This window comes from Deinococcus proteolyticus MRP (genome assembly GCF_000190555.1).
Lineage (GTDB): Bacteria > Deinococcota > Deinococci > Deinococcales > Deinococcaceae > Deinococcus > Deinococcus proteolyticus.
Window position 1 is genome coordinate 418070 of sequence record NC_015161.1, and the last position, 12773, is coordinate 430842.

At 61.5% G+C, this 12773-nt stretch carries 26 protein-coding genes; all 26 read left to right on the forward strand.

The genetic code is table 11. The features are described from left to right. The first annotated feature begins 2 nt into the window (after positions 1-2). Positions 3-326: a 30S ribosomal protein S10 gene (gene rpsJ, locus DEIPR_RS02050; RefSeq protein WP_013614172.1), complete on the forward strand. Its 324-nt coding sequence runs from the start codon at positions 3-5 to the stop codon at positions 324-326. Next, positions 323-943: a 50S ribosomal protein L3 gene (gene rplC, locus DEIPR_RS02055; protein WP_013614173.1), complete on the forward strand. Its 621-nt coding sequence runs from the start codon at positions 323-325 to the stop codon at positions 941-943. The genes rpsJ and rplC overlap by 4 nt, the downstream gene beginning before the upstream one ends. Beyond that, the gene (gene rplD, locus DEIPR_RS02060; RefSeq protein ID WP_013614174.1) at positions 943-1557 is read left to right on the forward strand and encodes a 50S ribosomal protein L4; all 615 of its coding nucleotides are present in this window, start codon (positions 943-945) and stop codon (positions 1555-1557) included. Before rplC ends, rplD begins: the two co-directional genes overlap by 1 nt. After that, positions 1554-1841, forward strand: coding sequence for a 50S ribosomal protein L23 (locus DEIPR_RS02065; RefSeq protein WP_013614175.1), 288 nt, complete (start codon positions 1554-1556; stop codon positions 1839-1841). The genes rplD and DEIPR_RS02065 overlap by 4 nt, the downstream gene beginning before the upstream one ends. An 11-nt stretch (positions 1842-1852) precedes the next feature. Next, positions 1853-2689 (forward strand): 50S ribosomal protein L2, encoded by an 837-nt coding sequence (rplB, locus tag DEIPR_RS02070; RefSeq protein ID WP_013614176.1) that lies wholly within the window; start codon positions 1853-1855, stop codon positions 2687-2689. A gap of 13 nt (positions 2690-2702) precedes the next feature. Next, positions 2703-2990, forward strand: a complete 288-nt coding sequence (gene rpsS, locus DEIPR_RS02075) for a 30S ribosomal protein S19 (protein ID WP_013614177.1) — start codon at positions 2703-2705, stop codon at positions 2988-2990. Beyond that, positions 2987-3394 (forward strand): 50S ribosomal protein L22, encoded by a 408-nt coding sequence (rplV, locus tag DEIPR_RS02080; RefSeq protein WP_013614178.1) that lies wholly within the window; start codon positions 2987-2989, stop codon positions 3392-3394. The genes rpsS and rplV overlap by 4 nt, the downstream gene beginning before the upstream one ends. After that, positions 3394-4173, forward strand: coding sequence for a 30S ribosomal protein S3 (rpsC, locus tag DEIPR_RS02085; RefSeq protein ID WP_013614179.1), 780 nt, complete (start codon positions 3394-3396; stop codon positions 4171-4173). Before rplV ends, rpsC begins: the two co-directional genes overlap by 1 nt. Then, entirely contained in the window at positions 4160-4585 is a 426-nt protein-coding gene (rplP, locus tag DEIPR_RS02090; RefSeq protein ID WP_013614180.1) for a 50S ribosomal protein L16, read from the forward strand. Before rpsC ends, rplP begins: the two co-directional genes overlap by 14 nt. Next, complete coding sequence (gene rpmC / locus DEIPR_RS02095) at positions 4572-4775, forward strand: 50S ribosomal protein L29 (protein WP_013614181.1); 204 nt, start codon at positions 4572-4574, stop codon at positions 4773-4775. The genes rplP and rpmC overlap by 14 nt, the downstream gene beginning before the upstream one ends. Before the next feature lie 20 nt (positions 4776-4795). Continuing rightward, on the forward strand, positions 4796-5098 hold the full coding sequence (gene rpsQ, locus DEIPR_RS02100) for a 30S ribosomal protein S17 (RefSeq protein WP_041222250.1): 303 nt from the start codon (positions 4796-4798) through the stop codon (positions 5096-5098). Then, positions 5095-5499 (forward strand): 50S ribosomal protein L14, encoded by a 405-nt coding sequence (gene rplN / locus DEIPR_RS02105; RefSeq protein WP_013614183.1) that lies wholly within the window; start codon positions 5095-5097, stop codon positions 5497-5499. The genes rpsQ and rplN overlap by 4 nt, the downstream gene beginning before the upstream one ends. Continuing rightward, complete coding sequence (gene rplX, locus DEIPR_RS02110; protein WP_013614184.1) at positions 5499-5846, forward strand: 50S ribosomal protein L24; 348 nt, start codon at positions 5499-5501, stop codon at positions 5844-5846. Before rplN ends, rplX begins: the two co-directional genes overlap by 1 nt. 64 nt (positions 5847-5910) lie before the next feature. Then, positions 5911-6453, forward strand: coding sequence for a 50S ribosomal protein L5 (rplE, locus tag DEIPR_RS02115; protein ID WP_013614185.1), 543 nt, complete (start codon positions 5911-5913; stop codon positions 6451-6453). 167 nt (positions 6454-6620) lie between these two features. Continuing rightward, positions 6621-6890, forward strand: a complete 270-nt coding sequence (gene rpsN / locus DEIPR_RS02120) for a 30S ribosomal protein S14 (protein ID WP_013614186.1) — start codon at positions 6621-6623, stop codon at positions 6888-6890. A gap of 181 nt (positions 6891-7071) precedes the next feature. Further along, the gene (rpsH, locus tag DEIPR_RS02125; RefSeq protein WP_013614187.1) at positions 7072-7473 is read left to right on the forward strand and encodes a 30S ribosomal protein S8; all 402 of its coding nucleotides are present in this window, start codon (positions 7072-7074) and stop codon (positions 7471-7473) included. Positions 7474-7517: 44 nt separating this feature from the next. Beyond that, positions 7518-8057: a 50S ribosomal protein L6 gene (gene rplF, locus DEIPR_RS02130; protein WP_013614188.1), complete on the forward strand. Its 540-nt coding sequence runs from the start codon at positions 7518-7520 to the stop codon at positions 8055-8057. Then, a complete protein-coding gene (gene rplR / locus DEIPR_RS02135) occupies positions 8057-8404 on the forward strand; it encodes a 50S ribosomal protein L18 (RefSeq protein WP_013614189.1) in 348 nt (115 codons plus the stop codon). Before rplF ends, rplR begins: the two co-directional genes overlap by 1 nt. After that, complete coding sequence (gene rpsE / locus DEIPR_RS02140; RefSeq protein WP_013614190.1) at positions 8394-8915, forward strand: 30S ribosomal protein S5; 522 nt, start codon at positions 8394-8396, stop codon at positions 8913-8915. The genes rplR and rpsE overlap by 11 nt, the downstream gene beginning before the upstream one ends. Further along, complete coding sequence (rpmD, locus tag DEIPR_RS02145) at positions 8912-9079, forward strand: 50S ribosomal protein L30 (protein WP_013614191.1); 168 nt, start codon at positions 8912-8914, stop codon at positions 9077-9079. Before rpsE ends, rpmD begins: the two co-directional genes overlap by 4 nt. A gap of 8 nt (positions 9080-9087) precedes the next feature. After that, positions 9088-9552, forward strand: a complete 465-nt coding sequence (gene rplO / locus DEIPR_RS02150) for a 50S ribosomal protein L15 (RefSeq protein WP_041222252.1) — start codon at positions 9088-9090, stop codon at positions 9550-9552. A 1-nt stretch (position 9553) separates the two neighbouring features. Continuing rightward, a complete protein-coding gene (gene secY, locus DEIPR_RS02155; protein ID WP_013614193.1) occupies positions 9554-10870 on the forward strand; it encodes a preprotein translocase subunit SecY in 1317 nt (438 codons plus the stop codon). A gap of 286 nt (positions 10871-11156) precedes the next feature. Further along, the gene (locus DEIPR_RS02160; protein ID WP_013614194.1) at positions 11157-11759 is read left to right on the forward strand and encodes an adenylate kinase; all 603 of its coding nucleotides are present in this window, start codon (positions 11157-11159) and stop codon (positions 11757-11759) included. Positions 11760-11870: 111 nt separating this feature from the next. Next, complete coding sequence (gene infA / locus DEIPR_RS02165) at positions 11871-12113, forward strand: translation initiation factor IF-1 (protein ID WP_041221897.1); 243 nt, start codon at positions 11871-11873, stop codon at positions 12111-12113. 165 nt (positions 12114-12278) lie between these two features. Next, entirely contained in the window at positions 12279-12392 is a 114-nt protein-coding gene (gene rpmJ / locus DEIPR_RS02170) for a 50S ribosomal protein L36 (protein WP_013614197.1), read from the forward strand. A gap of 2 nt (positions 12393-12394) precedes the next feature. Continuing rightward, entirely contained in the window at positions 12395-12772 is a 378-nt protein-coding gene (gene rpsM, locus DEIPR_RS02175) for a 30S ribosomal protein S13 (protein ID WP_013614198.1), read from the forward strand. Position 12773: the final 1 nt, after the last annotated feature.

The following is a 12773-nucleotide window of genomic DNA, read 5'->3' on the forward strand; positions in this document are numbered from 1 at the left end:
GAATGGTAGCTCCCAAGATTCGTATCAAACTGCGTGGTTTCGACCACCGTGCGCTGGACCAGTCTGCGAGCAAGATCGTGGATACCGTCCGCCGCACTGGCGCAGATGTGAGCGGCCCTGTGCCGCTGCCCACCCGTATCCGCCGTTTCTGCGTGCTGCGTAGCCCCTTTATCGACAAGGACAGCCGCGAGCACTTCGAAATCCGGACCCACAACCGTCTGGTGGACATCAAGAACCCCACCAAAAAGACCATCGATAGCCTGATGACCCTGGACCTGCCGACCGGCGTGGACATTGAAATCAAGACGGTGGGAGGCGGCGCATGAAGGGCATCCTCGGAACCAAAATCGGCATGACGCAAATCTGGAAAGATGACCGCGCCGTGCCCGTGACGGTGATTCTGGCTGGCCCCTGCCCCGTGGTTCAGCGCAAGACCAACGAAGTGGACGGCTACGAAGCCGTGCAGATTGGCTTTGGCGACCGCAAGGAAAAGGGCCTGAACAAGCCTCAGCTGGGTCACCTGAAAAAGGCCGACATCAGCCCTGTGCGTTACCTGCGCGAGTTCCGCGACTTCAGCCCTGAAGGCGACGAAGTACGCGTGGACGTATTTGGTGAAGGCGAGAAAATCGATGTCACCGGTACCAGCAAGGGTAAGGGTTTCCAGGGCGTCATGAAGCGCTGGAACTTCGCCGGTGGTCCCGCCAGCCACGGTGCCAAGAAGTGGCACCGCCGCCCCGGTTCCATCGGTCAGCGTAAGACCCCTGGCCGCGTGTACAAAGGCAAGAAGATGGCCGGCCACATGGGTGACGAGCGCGTCACCGTCCAGAACCTGGAAGTGGTGGAAGTGCGCCCCGACGAGAACCTGATCCTGGTCAAGGGCGCTGTGCCCGGAGCCAATGGCGGCCTGGTGATTCTGCGCGGCGCCGTTAAGGGAGGCCAGTGATGGCTCAGATTCAAGTTGTTGGTAAGAACGGCGGCCGCTCGATTGAGCTGGAACTGCCGGAAGTGAACCCCCACGTGCTGCATGAGGTTGTGACCTGGCAGCTGGCCGGTCGCCGCCGCGGCACCGCCAGCACCAAGACGCGGGCTCAGGTGGCCCGTACCGGCCGTAAGATGTTCTCTCAGAAGGGTACCGGTAACGCCCGTCACGGCGACCGTACCGTGCCGACCTTCGTGGGCGGTGGTGTGGCCTTCGGTCCCAAACCCCGCGACTACAGCTACACCCTGCCCCGCAAGGTGCGTCAGCTGGGTCTGGCCATGGCTCTGGCTGACCGTCAGGCCGCCGGCATGCTGACGGCTGTGGACGGCTACGACCTGGACGGCAAGACCAAGAGCTTCGTGCAGTGGGCCAAGGACAATGGCATGGACGGCAGCGAGAAAGTCCTGATCGTCACCGACGACGCGAATGTTCTGCGTAGCGCCCGTAACGTGTCCTGGGCAACCGTGCTGCCGGTGGCTGGTCTGAACACCTACGACATCCTGCGCCATGACCGCCTGGTAATTGACGCCGTGGCCCTGGAACCTGCTCAGGAGATGCAAGAGGAGGCCCAGCAGTGAGCCACTACGACATTATTCAGGCCCCTGTGGTCAGCGAGAAAGCTTTCGCCGGCATGGAAAAGGGCGTGTACTCGTTCTGGGTGTCCCCCAAGGCCACCAAGCCCGAAATCCGTGACGCCATCCAAAAGGCGTTCGGCGTACAGGTGACTGGAATCAGCACCATGAACGTGCGCGGCAAGCGCAAGCGTGTGGGCCGCTTTATGGGCCAGCGCAACGACCGTAAGAAGGCCGTGGTTCGTCTCGCCGATGGCCAGAAGATCGAAGCCCTCGAAGGACTGGTCTAAGGAGATTCAGCATGGCTATTAAGAAGTACCGTCCCTATACCCCCAGTCGCCGTCAGATGACCACGGCCGACTTTTCGGGCCTGACCAAAAAGCGTCCCGAAAAGGCCCTGACCGAGCCCCTGCCCAAGACCGGTGGCCGTAACAACCGTGGCCGTATTACCAGCCGTTTTATCGGCGGTGGCCACAAGCGCCTGTACCGCATCATCGACTTCAAGCGCCGCGACAAGGCCGGCGTGAGCGCCAGCGTGGCCGCGATCGAGTACGATCCCAACCGCAGCGCCCGTATTGCCTTGCTGCACTACGCCGACGGCGTCAAGCGGTATATCCTCGCTCCCGAAGGTATGAAGGTCGGCCAGAAGGTCAACGCCGGTCCTGAAGCCGAGCCCAAGCTGGGCAACGCGCTGCCCCTGCGCTTCGTGCCGGTGGGTGCCGTGGTTCATGCCGTGGAACTGGTTCCTGGCAAGGGCGCTCAGATGGCCCGCAGCGCTGGTACCAGCGTGCAGGTTCAGGGCAAGGAAGGCGACTACGTCATCCTGCGTCTACCCAGCGGCGAACTGCGCCGCGTTCACTCCGAGTGCTACGCCACCATCGGTACGGTCGGCAACGCTGAGCACAAGAACATTGTTCTGGGCAAGGCCGGACGCAGCCGCTGGCTGGGCCGCAAGCCGCACCAGCGCGGTAGCGCCATGAACCCGGTGGACCACCCCCACGGCGGTGGTGAAGGCCGCACCAGCGCGGGCCGCGTACCTGTCAGCCCCTGGGGCCAGCCGGCCAAGGGTCTGAAGACCCGCCGCAAGCGCAAGAACAGCGACCGTTTCATCATCAGCCGCCGTAAGGGCCGCAAGTAAAGGAGGGTAGAGAATGCCCCGTAGCCTCAAAAAAGGCCCGTTCGTGGATGATCACCTCCTGAAAAAGGTGGATGCCCAGAACGAGCGCAAGGACAAGAAAGTCATCAAGACCTGGAGCCGCCGCTCGACCATCGTGCCCGAAATGATCGGTCACACCATCGCGGTGCACAACGGCAAGCAGCATACCCCGGTGTTCGTGAACGAGCAGATGATCGGCCACAAGCTGGGTGAATTCGCTCCGACCCGCAACTACCGTGGTCACGGCGCCGACAAGAATGCCAAAGGGAGCAAGAGGAAATGACCGCTACCCAGACCGCAGAATTCCGCAACAAGAAGCAGCGCAAGCAGGAGCACAAGCTGCGTAAGCCCGGCTTTGCCCGTGCCAAGTATGTGCGCATGAGCCCCCGCAAGGTGCGCCTGGTGGTGGACCTGATCCGCGGCAAGTCCGTCCGTGACGCCGAAGACATCCTGCGCTTCTTGCCTCACATCGCCAGTGAGCCCATCAGCAAGGTGCTGAACTCGGCCAAGGCCAACGCGCTGCACAACGACGACATGCTGGAAGACCAGCTGTTCATCAAGGAAGCCTACGTGGACGCCGGTCCTACGCTCAAGCGCCTGATTCCCCGGGCCCGCGGCGCCGCCAACATCATCCGCAAGCGCACCAGCCACATCACCATCGTGGTCGGCGAAAAAGGAGCCAACTAATGGGTAACAAAATCAACCCCAACGGCTTCCGCCTCGGCGTGACCCGTGGCTGGAACAGCCGCTGGTATGCCGGCAAGAAGAACTACAGCCAGATGCTGCGCGAAGACGAGAAGATCCGTCAGCTGGTCCACAAGGAGCTGCAGGCTGCCGGTATCGCCCGCATCGAAATCGAGCGCGCCGGCCAGCAGATCAACGTGATCATCAGTGCGGCCAAGCCCGGTATCGTGATCGGTAAGGGCGGCGAGAGCATCAAGGCCATTCGCCAGAGCATCGAGAACATGGTGGAGGCCGGCACCGTGGCTGTGAACGTTGCGGAAATCCCCAACCCCAACACCAGCGCTCCTCTGGTCGCTCTGCGTATTGCCGAGCAGATCGAACGTCGTTTCGCGTTCCGCCGTGCCATGAAGCAGGCGGCTCAGCGCGTGATGGAGTCGGGTGCCCGTGGCTGCAAGGTGATTCTGTCGGGTCGCCTGGGCGGCGCCGAGCAGGCCCGCACCGAGAAGGTGCTGGAAGGCCGCGTGCCCCTGCACACCCTGCGCGCCGATATCGACTACGGCACCGCTACGGCCAGCACCACCTATGGACAGCTGGGCATCAAGGTGCTGGTGTTCAACGGTGAAGTGATTGGTGGACGTACCGAGGGTACCCAGTCCCGCAGCGCCCGCCCTGCCAACAACGAAGAAGGTGGCGAACGCCGTAACCGTGGTGAGCGTCCTGCCGGCGGCCGCCGCCGCCCCACCGCCCGCCGCCGTCAAGGAGGACCCAATGCTGCTTCCTAAGCGCACCAAATACCGTAAGCAGTTCCGTGGCCGTATGCGCGGTGAAGCCAAAGGCGGCGATTACGTGGCCTTCGGTGACTATGGCATGGTGGCCATGGAGCCCGGCTGGATTCGTTCCAACCACATTGAAGCCTGCCGTATCGTGATGAGCCGTCACTTCCGCCGCGGCGGTAAGATCTACATCCGTATTTTCCCCGACAAGCCTGTGACCAAAAAGCCCCTGGAAGTGCGAATGGGTAAGGGTAAGGGCGCCGTGGAATTCTGGGTGGCTGTGGTCAAGCCTGGCCGCGTGATGTTTGAAGTGGCCGGCGTGACTGAAGTGCAGGCCAAAGAAGCGTTCCGCCTGGCCGGTCACAAGTTGCCCATCAAGACCAAGATGGTCAAGCGTGAGGTATACGATGAAGCCCAGTGATATGCGTGAATTGGCGCTGACCGACTTCGATCAGGAAATCGAAAACCGCAAAAAGGAACTGATGGAGCTGCGCTTCCAGGCTTCGATGGGCAACCTGCCCCAGCCCCACCGCGTGAGCCAGCTGCGCCGTGAAGTGGCCCAGCTGAACACCATCCGCAGCGAGCGGCAGCGCAAGGAAGGTCAGCAATGAGTGAACAGAAGAAAGTCGCCCTGAGAAAGACCTTCCAGGGCACCGTGGTCAGCGATAAGGCTGACAAGACGGTGAGTGTGAAAGTGGAGCGCCGCTTCGCCCACCCTCTGTACGGCAAGGTCGTGACCCGCAGCAAAAAGTACGCTGCCCACGACGAGCAGAACGAATACCGCATCGGTGACCGTGTGGAAATCATCGCGGTGCGTCCTATCAGCAAGAACAAGACCTGGAAGGTCACCCGTCTGATTGAGCGTCCCCGTGGCATGGAAACCACTGTGGCCGAAACCGAAGTCGCCACTGAAGAAGCTGGAGGCGAAGCATGATTCAGGTTCAAACCCGTCTCGACGTGGCCGACAACAGCGGCGCCCGTGAACTGATGTGCATCCGTGTGCTCAACTCGGGCATCGGCGGCAAGGGCCTGACCACCGGTGGTGGCGGCAACAAGCGTTATGCCCAGGTCGGTGACATCATCGTAGCCAGCGTGAAGGACGCCGCTCCCCGCGGCGCCGTGAAAGCCGGCGACGTGGTCAAGGCTGTGGTCGTGCGGACCAGCCACGCCATCAAGCGTGCTGACGGCAGCACCATCCGCTTCGACCGCAACGCCGCCGTGGTGATCAACCAGAACGGTGAGCCCCGCGGCACCCGTGTCTTCGGCCCGGTGGCCCGCGAGCTGCGCGACCGCCGTTTCATGAAGATCGTTTCCCTGGCTCCGGAGGTGCTGTAATGGCCCGTAAAGCAGCAGGCGAACACCACAGCAACAAGCTGCACGTCCGCAAGGGCGACACCGTGGTGGTTCTGAGCGGTAAGCACAAGGGCGCGACCGGCAAAGTGCTGGAAACCTCCCCCCGCGACCATAAGGTCTTGGTCGAGGGTGTGAACACCGTCATCAAGCATGTCAAGCCCAGCTTCGCCAACCCTGAAGGCGGCCGCGTCGAGAAGGAAATTGCCCTGCACGCCTCCAAGGTGGCGCTGGTCGATCCTGAAACCGGCAAGGCCACCCGCGTGCGCAAGCAGATCGTTGATGGCCGCAAGGTCCGCGTCGCTGCGGCCAGCGGCAAAGTCATCGACTAAACCTGTGGGGCCGCCCTCCCAGAAGGGGCGGCCTGGGCGACCCGTCCGCCCGAAATGAGGAACTATGTTGCAACTCAAAGAAAAGTACCAGAGCGAGGTGCGCCCTGCGCTGGTCGAGCAGTTCAGCTACTCCAGCGTGATGGCTGCGCCCCGCATCGAGAAGATCGTGATCAACGAAGGTCTCGGCTCCGCTGCGCGTGATGACTCCAAGGCCATTGACAAGGCGGCCAAGGAACTGGCCCTGATCACTCTGCAAAAGCCGGTGATCACCAAGGCCAAGAAGAGCATCTCCAACTTCAAGCTGCGCCAGGGCATGCCCATCGGCGTGAAGGTGACGCTGCGCGGTGACCGCATGTGGGTGTTCCTGGACAAGCTGATTAACGTGGGCCTGCCCCGTATCCGCGACTTCCGGGGAATCAACCCTAACGCCTTCGATGGCCGCGGTAACTACAACCTGGGCATCAAAGAGCAGCTGATCTTCCCGGAGATCACGTATGACATGGTGGACCGTACCCGTGGTATGGATATCACCATCGTGACCACTGCTAAGACGGATGAAGAAGCCCGCGCTCTGCTGCAGGGCCTGGGCTTGCCCTTCCGCCGTTGAAGCAGGGAAGAGTCCACCCCATCTTTTCAAGTTTGCCCAAGTAGGGTAGAGTGAGGAGTTGCAGCTTCCGTGGCTGCACTCCTTATTGCCGCTTCAAGGCAGGTCAGCTTCGGCTGTCCCCGTGCCTGGGCTGCACTGAGAGACCCCAAAGAAAGGAAGAGACAACCATGGCTAAAAAGAGCAAGATCGCCAAGCAGAAGCAGCGCGAGCAGAAGGTAGCCAAGTACGCCGCCAAGCGCGCTGAAATGAAGGCTGCCGGCGATTACTACGGCCTGAGCCAGCTGCCCCGTGACGCCAGCCCCACCCGTTTGCATAACCGCTGCGAGTTCACCGGCCGCCCCCGTGGCTACATCCGTCACTTCGGCGTGAGCCGCATTGTGATGCGTGAAATGGCCCACCGCGGCGAGCTGCCCGGCGTGCGCAAAGCCAGCTGGTAATTCCACTGGTGTCCGTCCCGGCGGATACGAACCAAGGCGGATTGCCTGGTGATCGTCCGAATCTGGGAAATGTCCCTAACAAGAGAAATTTCGGCTCAAAGTAGGCCGTTTTTCCTGGGAAAACCTGGGAGCCGCATCTCCGGCTCCCTCTGTCCTGGGGCGAGGTGCCCCTGGAGGAATAATGGTTAGTGATCCTATTGCTGACATGCTGACGCGCATCCGTAACGCGACCCGCGGATACAAGGAGAGCGTGGATGTGCCGGCGTCGAAGTTCAAAGAACAGCTGGCGAAGCTGCTGGTCAAAGAAGGCTACATCGCCTCGGTGGAGCGTATGCGTCCCGAAGGCCAGCAGTTTGACGTGCTGCGTCTGGGCCTGAAGTACGGCGAACGCCGTGAGCAGGTTATCAAGCATATCGAGCGTGTGAGCCGTCCTGGCCGCCGCGCCTACCTGAGCGCCGACCGTCTGCCCCGTGTCCGTAACGGCATGGGCCTGGCTGTGGTGTCGACCAGCAAAGGTCTGCTGCCTGACCGCGAAGCCCGCAAGGAAGGCGTGGGCGGCGAAGTCATCTGCGTGATCTGGTAAGCAGCGCCTCACGATTTTTTCCGGACTGAACAGAAGGAGACAGCATGTCCCGTATTGGTAAACAACCTATTACCGTGCCCAGTGGGGTCACGGTCAGCGCCGAGAATGGCGTTTTCAAAGCCAAGGGGCCCAAGGGCGAACTGACGGTTCCCTATCACCAGGGTCTCAGTGTCAAGCAGGATGGCGACCAGCTGGTGATCGAACGCAGCAACGACAAGCCTGAGCAGCGCGCCCAGCATGGTCTGGCCCGCAGCCTGATCGCCAACGCGGTGCAGGGTGTGAGCGAAGGCTACACGATCAACCTTGAACTGCGTGGCGTGGGTTTCCGTGCCAAGCTGGCCGGCAAGGCGCTGGAACTGACCATCGGTTATAGCCACCCGGTCGTGATTGATCCCCCCGAAGGTGTGTCCTTCGCGGTGCCCGAGCCCACCAAGATTGATGTGAGCGGTATCGACAAGCAGCTGGTCGGTCAGGTGGCCGCCAACGTGCGCCGCGTCCGCAAGCCCGACGCCTACCACGGCAAGGGTGTGCGTTTCCTCGGCGAACATATTCCCCTCAAACCCGGTAAGGCTGGAGCGAAATAATGAGCAATACTTCTGCAACCCGCCGCAAGCTGCGCGCTCGCCGCAAGGTGCGCACCGCCATGGGCGAACGTCCCCGCCTGAGCATCTACCGCTCGAGCAAGCACATCTACGCCCAGATCATCGACGACAAGAGCGGCACCACGCTGGCCGCCGCCTCGACCGGTGCTCTGAAAGAAGCTGCCGCTGGTAGCAAGACCGACCGCGCCGCAGCAGTCGGCAAGGCGCTGGCTGAGGCCGCCGCTGCCAAGGGCGTCAAACAAGTCGCATTCGACCGTGGTCAGTACCGCTACCACGGACGCGTCAAAGCGCTGGCAGATGCCGCGCGGGAGGGTGGCCTTGACTTTTAATCGTCGCAACGACCGTCAGGACAGCGAATTCGAAGAGAAGATGCTGTTCGTCAACCGCACCTCGAAGACCTACCAGGGCGGCCGCCGCTTCCGTTTCGCCGCGCTGGTCATTCTGGGCGACCGCAACGGCCGCGTGGGTATGGGTATCGGTAAGGCCAAGGAAGTGCCCGTGGCCATTGAGAAGGCCAAGACCGTGGCCCGTAAGAACATGATTACCGTTCCTGTGGACGGTGGCACCATTCCCCATGACATCGTGGGCGAAGGCACCACCAGCCGTGTGCTGCTCAAGCGTGCCGCTCCCGGTACCGGCGTTATTGCGGGCACCGTGCCCCGCTCCATCGCTGAACTGGCCGGCATCACCGACATGCTCAGCAAGGAGCTGGGTAGCCGTAACCAAATCAACGTGGCCTACGCCGTGTTTGATGGTCTGCAAAAGCTCCGCACGCCGCAGCAGGTCCGTGAACTGCTGGAAGGTGAAGGCGTGTCGCCCCTGACTGGAGGCTCGCTGTGAAAATTACCCTGAAGCGCAGCGTGATTGGCCGCCCGCAAGAGCAGCGGGACACGGTCAAGGCGCTGGGCCTGAGCAAAATTGGTCAGTCCCGTGAAGTGCAGGACACCCCTGCCATTCGCGGCATGATTCGCAAGGTCGAACATCTGCTGGAGGTTCAGCAATGAGCAAAGTCATGAAACTGCATGACCTGCAGCCCGCTCCCGGTTCGCGCCGCAACCGCAAGCGCGTGGGCCGTGGTCCCGGCGGCACCGACAAGACGGCCGGCCGTGGTCACAAGGGTCAGAAGAGCCGCAGTGGCGCTGGCAAGGGCCTGTTCTTCGAAGGCGGCCGCAGCACCCTGATCAGCCGTCTGCCCAAGCGTGGCTTTAACAACGTGGGCACCACTTATGAAGTGGTGAACCTCAGCCAGCTGAGCGCGCTGGAAGGCGGCAGCTTTGACCGCGCCGCTCTGGAGCAGGCCGGTCTGGTGCGCCGCAAGAACCGTCCCGTCAAGCTGCTGGGCAGCGGCGAACTGAGCCGTGCGGTCACCGTCCGTGTGGACGCTGCCAGTGCTTCGGCAGTCCGCGCTGTAGAAGCGGCTGGTGGCCGGGTTGAACTGACCCAGGCCCAGGCCGGCGAGACGGAGAAGGCCGAGTAACATGCTCCGCGCCTTCCGCGAAGCCTTCCAGACTCCGGAGCTGCTGCGGAAGATTATCTTTACGCTGCTCCTCCTAGCGGTCTACCGCCTGGGGAGCGCCATTCCCACGCCGGGGGTCAATGTGGCGGCGCTGCAAAACGCCACCAACAATGACCTCTTCGGCCTGCTGAGCTTTATCTCGGGCGGCAACCTGACGCAGTTTTCCATCTTTGCGCTGGGGGTGCTGCCCTACATTACGGCCAGCATCGTGATTCAGCTGCTGACCAAGACGGTGCCGCAGCTGGAAAAGCTCAGTAAGGAAGGCGAGGAAGGGCGCAAACGTATCAACCAGCTCACCCGCTACGCTGCGGTGGGTCTGGGGGCGTTTCAGGCACTTTTCTTTTCTCTGTTTATCACCAGCAACCCCACCTTCATCGCAGTGGGCTGGGATCCGGGGCTGTTCACCGTTTTGGTGATGGTCCTGACTCAGATTGCGGGTGTGGCGCTCACCATGTGGATTGGTGAACGTATCACCGATGTGGGTATCGGCAACGGTATCAGCCTGATCATCGTGAGCGGAATTATCGGTGTGTATCCAGGCGAAATCGCCGCAACTGCCGAACTGTTCCGCAGCGGTCAGCTGACGCTACTGCCCCTGCTGGCCTTTATCGGCATCATCATCCTGACCATCGTGGGCATCGTGTACGTGTACCAGGCCGAACGCCGCGTACCCATCACCTATGCCCGCGCCCGGGGCGGCGCTGCCGGAACAGGCCGCCGCGCTGGACAGGCCACCTGGCTGCCTATCAAGGTGAACCAAGCAGGAGTGATTCCGGTCATTTTCGCTTCGGCGATGCTGATTATCCCTAACCTGATTGCAACGGCCACTGCCGAGCGGGCGCCGCAGGTCAACGAGTTCATCCAGACTTACTTGACCTTCGGCACTCCCTGGTACATGGCACTGGAAGCTCTGCTGATTTTCGGCTTTACCTTCCTGTACAACTCGGTGCAATTTGATCCCAAACGGATCAGTGAGCAGCTGCGCGAGTCGGGGGCCTTTATTCCTGGGGTTCGCCCTGGGGTTCCTACCGCCCAGTTCCTGGGAAACATCAGCGCGCGGCTGAGTCTGTGGGGAGCGGCCTTTCTGGTCGTGCTGACCCTGATGCCTCAGCTGGTGCAGAGCCTGACCGGCATCACCACATTCATGTTCAGCGGCACCGGTCTGCTGATTATCGCGGGTGTGGCGCTGGAAACCCTCAAGCAGCTGGAAGCCCAGCTGACGGTGCGCCGCTACGACGGATTTATCCGCAAAGGCCGTCTGCGCGACCGCACGACCTGAGCCTGGGAAGTAGCGCGAAGCAGCGATAAAACAAGGACCGTTCCTTTCGGGGAGCGGTTTTTTGTATATGCCTGCCGGGGGCAGGATTGCCGGAGCATGTTCCCCTGTCGGTGGCACCTGGCGAGTGCCGGTCAGGCACCGTCTGAGACGGCTCCAGCGGGCGTGAACAGGTGCAAAAGGGGAGACGGCAGGTTCGGCTGGGCTCCCAGCCGGTCGCCTCTGCCCCTTATGATGTTTGCGACGGCCGTTTCACGGTCAGCCAACAGCAAAAGAAGGAGTAAACGTAATGACTCAAGCAACGAATCAGGTTGTTATTTTTCTGGGCCCTCCCGGTGCAGGTAAGGGCACGCAGGCAGAGCGGCTGGCCGCCGCTTACGGGCTGACCAAGGTCAGTACCGGCGATATCCTGCGCGACCATGTGGCCCGCGAAACGGCACTGGGCCAGCAGGTGGCTCCCATCCTGGCAGCCGGACAGCTGGTGCCCGACGATATTCTGGTGGCCCTGATCCGTGACCGCATCTGCACCATGGAGCCGGTGCGGATTATCTTTGACGGCTTTCCCCGTACACAGGCGCAGGCCAATGCCCTGGACCTCCTGCTGGAAGAACTGGGTGCCCCGGTCAGTGCTGCGGTTCTGCTGGAAGTCCCCGATGAGGAGTTGATCGGGCGTATTGTGGAGCGTGGCCGCCAGGCCGCCGCCGCCGGTGAGCCGGTACGCAGCGATGATACCGAGGAAGTGGCCCGCCGCCGTCAGGAAGTGTACCGCCAGGAAACGGCCCCCCTGATCGAGCACTACCAGCGCACGGGCCGCCTGACCGAGGTGGACGGCACCGGCACCATGGACGAGGTGTATGCGCGAATTGAGCAGGTCATCTCTACAGCCCGGTAAATTCCGGAAGTGGTCTTCTTATTGCTCGCAGGACTTGCGGGGGCTCAAGGGGACGTGATAGCTTATTCTTTGGCTTGTACTTAGCTTGGAGGTTATGTGGCGAGACGAAAAATGCCGGAACAAAACGAGAAGCGTAAGAAGGAAGACTCGGATGTCGTACGCGCCGAGGGCGTGGTAGAGGAGGCTTTGCCCAACACCACGTTCAAGGTGAAGCTTGACACGGGTCATGAAATCCTGGCTTACATCAGCGGCAAGATGAGGATTCACTACATCCGTATTTTGCCCGGCGACCGGGTTGTTCTGGAAATCAGCCCCTACGATACGACGCGCGGACGCATCGTCTACCGTAAGTAACGCGGGGAGCTTGGGAGAGGCAGGGAATGTCCCTGCATTTCCACGTGAGCCACACCTACGGGAAGTACCCGCAGATTCCCGGCTGGGGCCAGTCAGGGTCCATTTCAGGGGCCGGGGGTCGAGCGCTGCTCAGCATGAAGCAAAGGCGGCGCGAGGAGGAAGTATATGAAAGTGCGCAGTAGTGTCAAAAAAATGTGTGACAACTGCCGAGTCATCCGCCGTCACGGCCGGGTGTTCGTCATTTGCACCAACGTCAAGCATAAGCAAAGGCAGGGCTGAGTATGGCGCGTATTGCTGGTGTAGACCTGCCACGCGAAAAGCGTGTTGAAATCGGCCTGACCTACATTTACGGTATTGGCCTGACCCGCAGCCGCGAGATTCTGGAGCGTACCGGGATCAATGCCGATACCCGGATCAAGGATCTGAGCGAAGCCGAACAGTCCACCCTGCGTGATGCCATCGAAAAGACCTACAAGGTCGAAGGCGATCTGCGCAGTGAAGTGGGCCAGAACATCAAGCGTCTGATGGACATCGGCGCCTACCGCGGTCTGCGTCACCGCCGTGGTCTGCCGGTCCGTGGTCAGAAGACCAAGACCAACGCCCGTACCCGCAAAGGTCCCAAGAAGACCGTTGCAGGCAAGAAAAAGGCAGCGAGGTAAG

Coding starts and splice junctions, on each gene's coding strand:
- rpsJ (WP_013614172.1), top strand. CDS start 3: ATGGTAGCTCCCAAGATTCGTATCAAACTGCGTGGTTTCGACCACCGT.
- rplC (WP_013614173.1), top strand. CDS start 323: ATGAAGGGCATCCTCGGAACCAAAATCGGCATGACGCAAATCTGGAAA.
- rplD (WP_013614174.1), top strand. CDS start 943: ATGGCTCAGATTCAAGTTGTTGGTAAGAACGGCGGCCGCTCGATTGAG.
- rplB (WP_013614176.1), top strand. CDS start 1,853: ATGGCTATTAAGAAGTACCGTCCCTATACCCCCAGTCGCCGTCAGATG.
- rpsS (WP_013614177.1), top strand. CDS start 2,703: ATGCCCCGTAGCCTCAAAAAAGGCCCGTTCGTGGATGATCACCTCCTG.
- rplV (WP_013614178.1), top strand. CDS start 2,987: ATGACCGCTACCCAGACCGCAGAATTCCGCAACAAGAAGCAGCGCAAG.
- rpsC (WP_013614179.1), top strand. CDS start 3,394: ATGGGTAACAAAATCAACCCCAACGGCTTCCGCCTCGGCGTGACCCGT.
- rplP (WP_013614180.1), top strand. CDS start 4,160: ATGCTGCTTCCTAAGCGCACCAAATACCGTAAGCAGTTCCGTGGCCGT.
- rpmC (WP_013614181.1), top strand. CDS start 4,572: ATGAAGCCCAGTGATATGCGTGAATTGGCGCTGACCGACTTCGATCAG.
- rplN (WP_013614183.1), top strand. CDS start 5,095: ATGATTCAGGTTCAAACCCGTCTCGACGTGGCCGACAACAGCGGCGCC.
- rplX (WP_013614184.1), top strand. CDS start 5,499: ATGGCCCGTAAAGCAGCAGGCGAACACCACAGCAACAAGCTGCACGTC.
- rplE (WP_013614185.1), top strand. CDS start 5,911: ATGTTGCAACTCAAAGAAAAGTACCAGAGCGAGGTGCGCCCTGCGCTG.
- rpsN (WP_013614186.1), top strand. CDS start 6,621: ATGGCTAAAAAGAGCAAGATCGCCAAGCAGAAGCAGCGCGAGCAGAAG.
- rpsH (WP_013614187.1), top strand. CDS start 7,072: ATGGTTAGTGATCCTATTGCTGACATGCTGACGCGCATCCGTAACGCG.
- rplF (WP_013614188.1), top strand. CDS start 7,518: ATGTCCCGTATTGGTAAACAACCTATTACCGTGCCCAGTGGGGTCACG.
- rplR (WP_013614189.1), top strand. CDS start 8,057: ATGAGCAATACTTCTGCAACCCGCCGCAAGCTGCGCGCTCGCCGCAAG.
- rplO (WP_041222252.1), top strand. CDS start 9,088: ATGAAACTGCATGACCTGCAGCCCGCTCCCGGTTCGCGCCGCAACCGC.
- secY (WP_013614193.1), top strand. CDS start 9,554: ATGCTCCGCGCCTTCCGCGAAGCCTTCCAGACTCCGGAGCTGCTGCGG.
- DEIPR_RS02160 (WP_013614194.1), top strand. CDS start 11,157: ATGACTCAAGCAACGAATCAGGTTGTTATTTTTCTGGGCCCTCCCGGT.
- infA (WP_041221897.1), top strand. CDS start 11,871: ATGCCGGAACAAAACGAGAAGCGTAAGAAGGAAGACTCGGATGTCGTA.
- rpmJ (WP_013614197.1), top strand. CDS start 12,279: ATGAAAGTGCGCAGTAGTGTCAAAAAAATGTGTGACAACTGCCGAGTC.
- rpsM (WP_013614198.1), top strand. CDS start 12,395: ATGGCGCGTATTGCTGGTGTAGACCTGCCACGCGAAAAGCGTGTTGAA.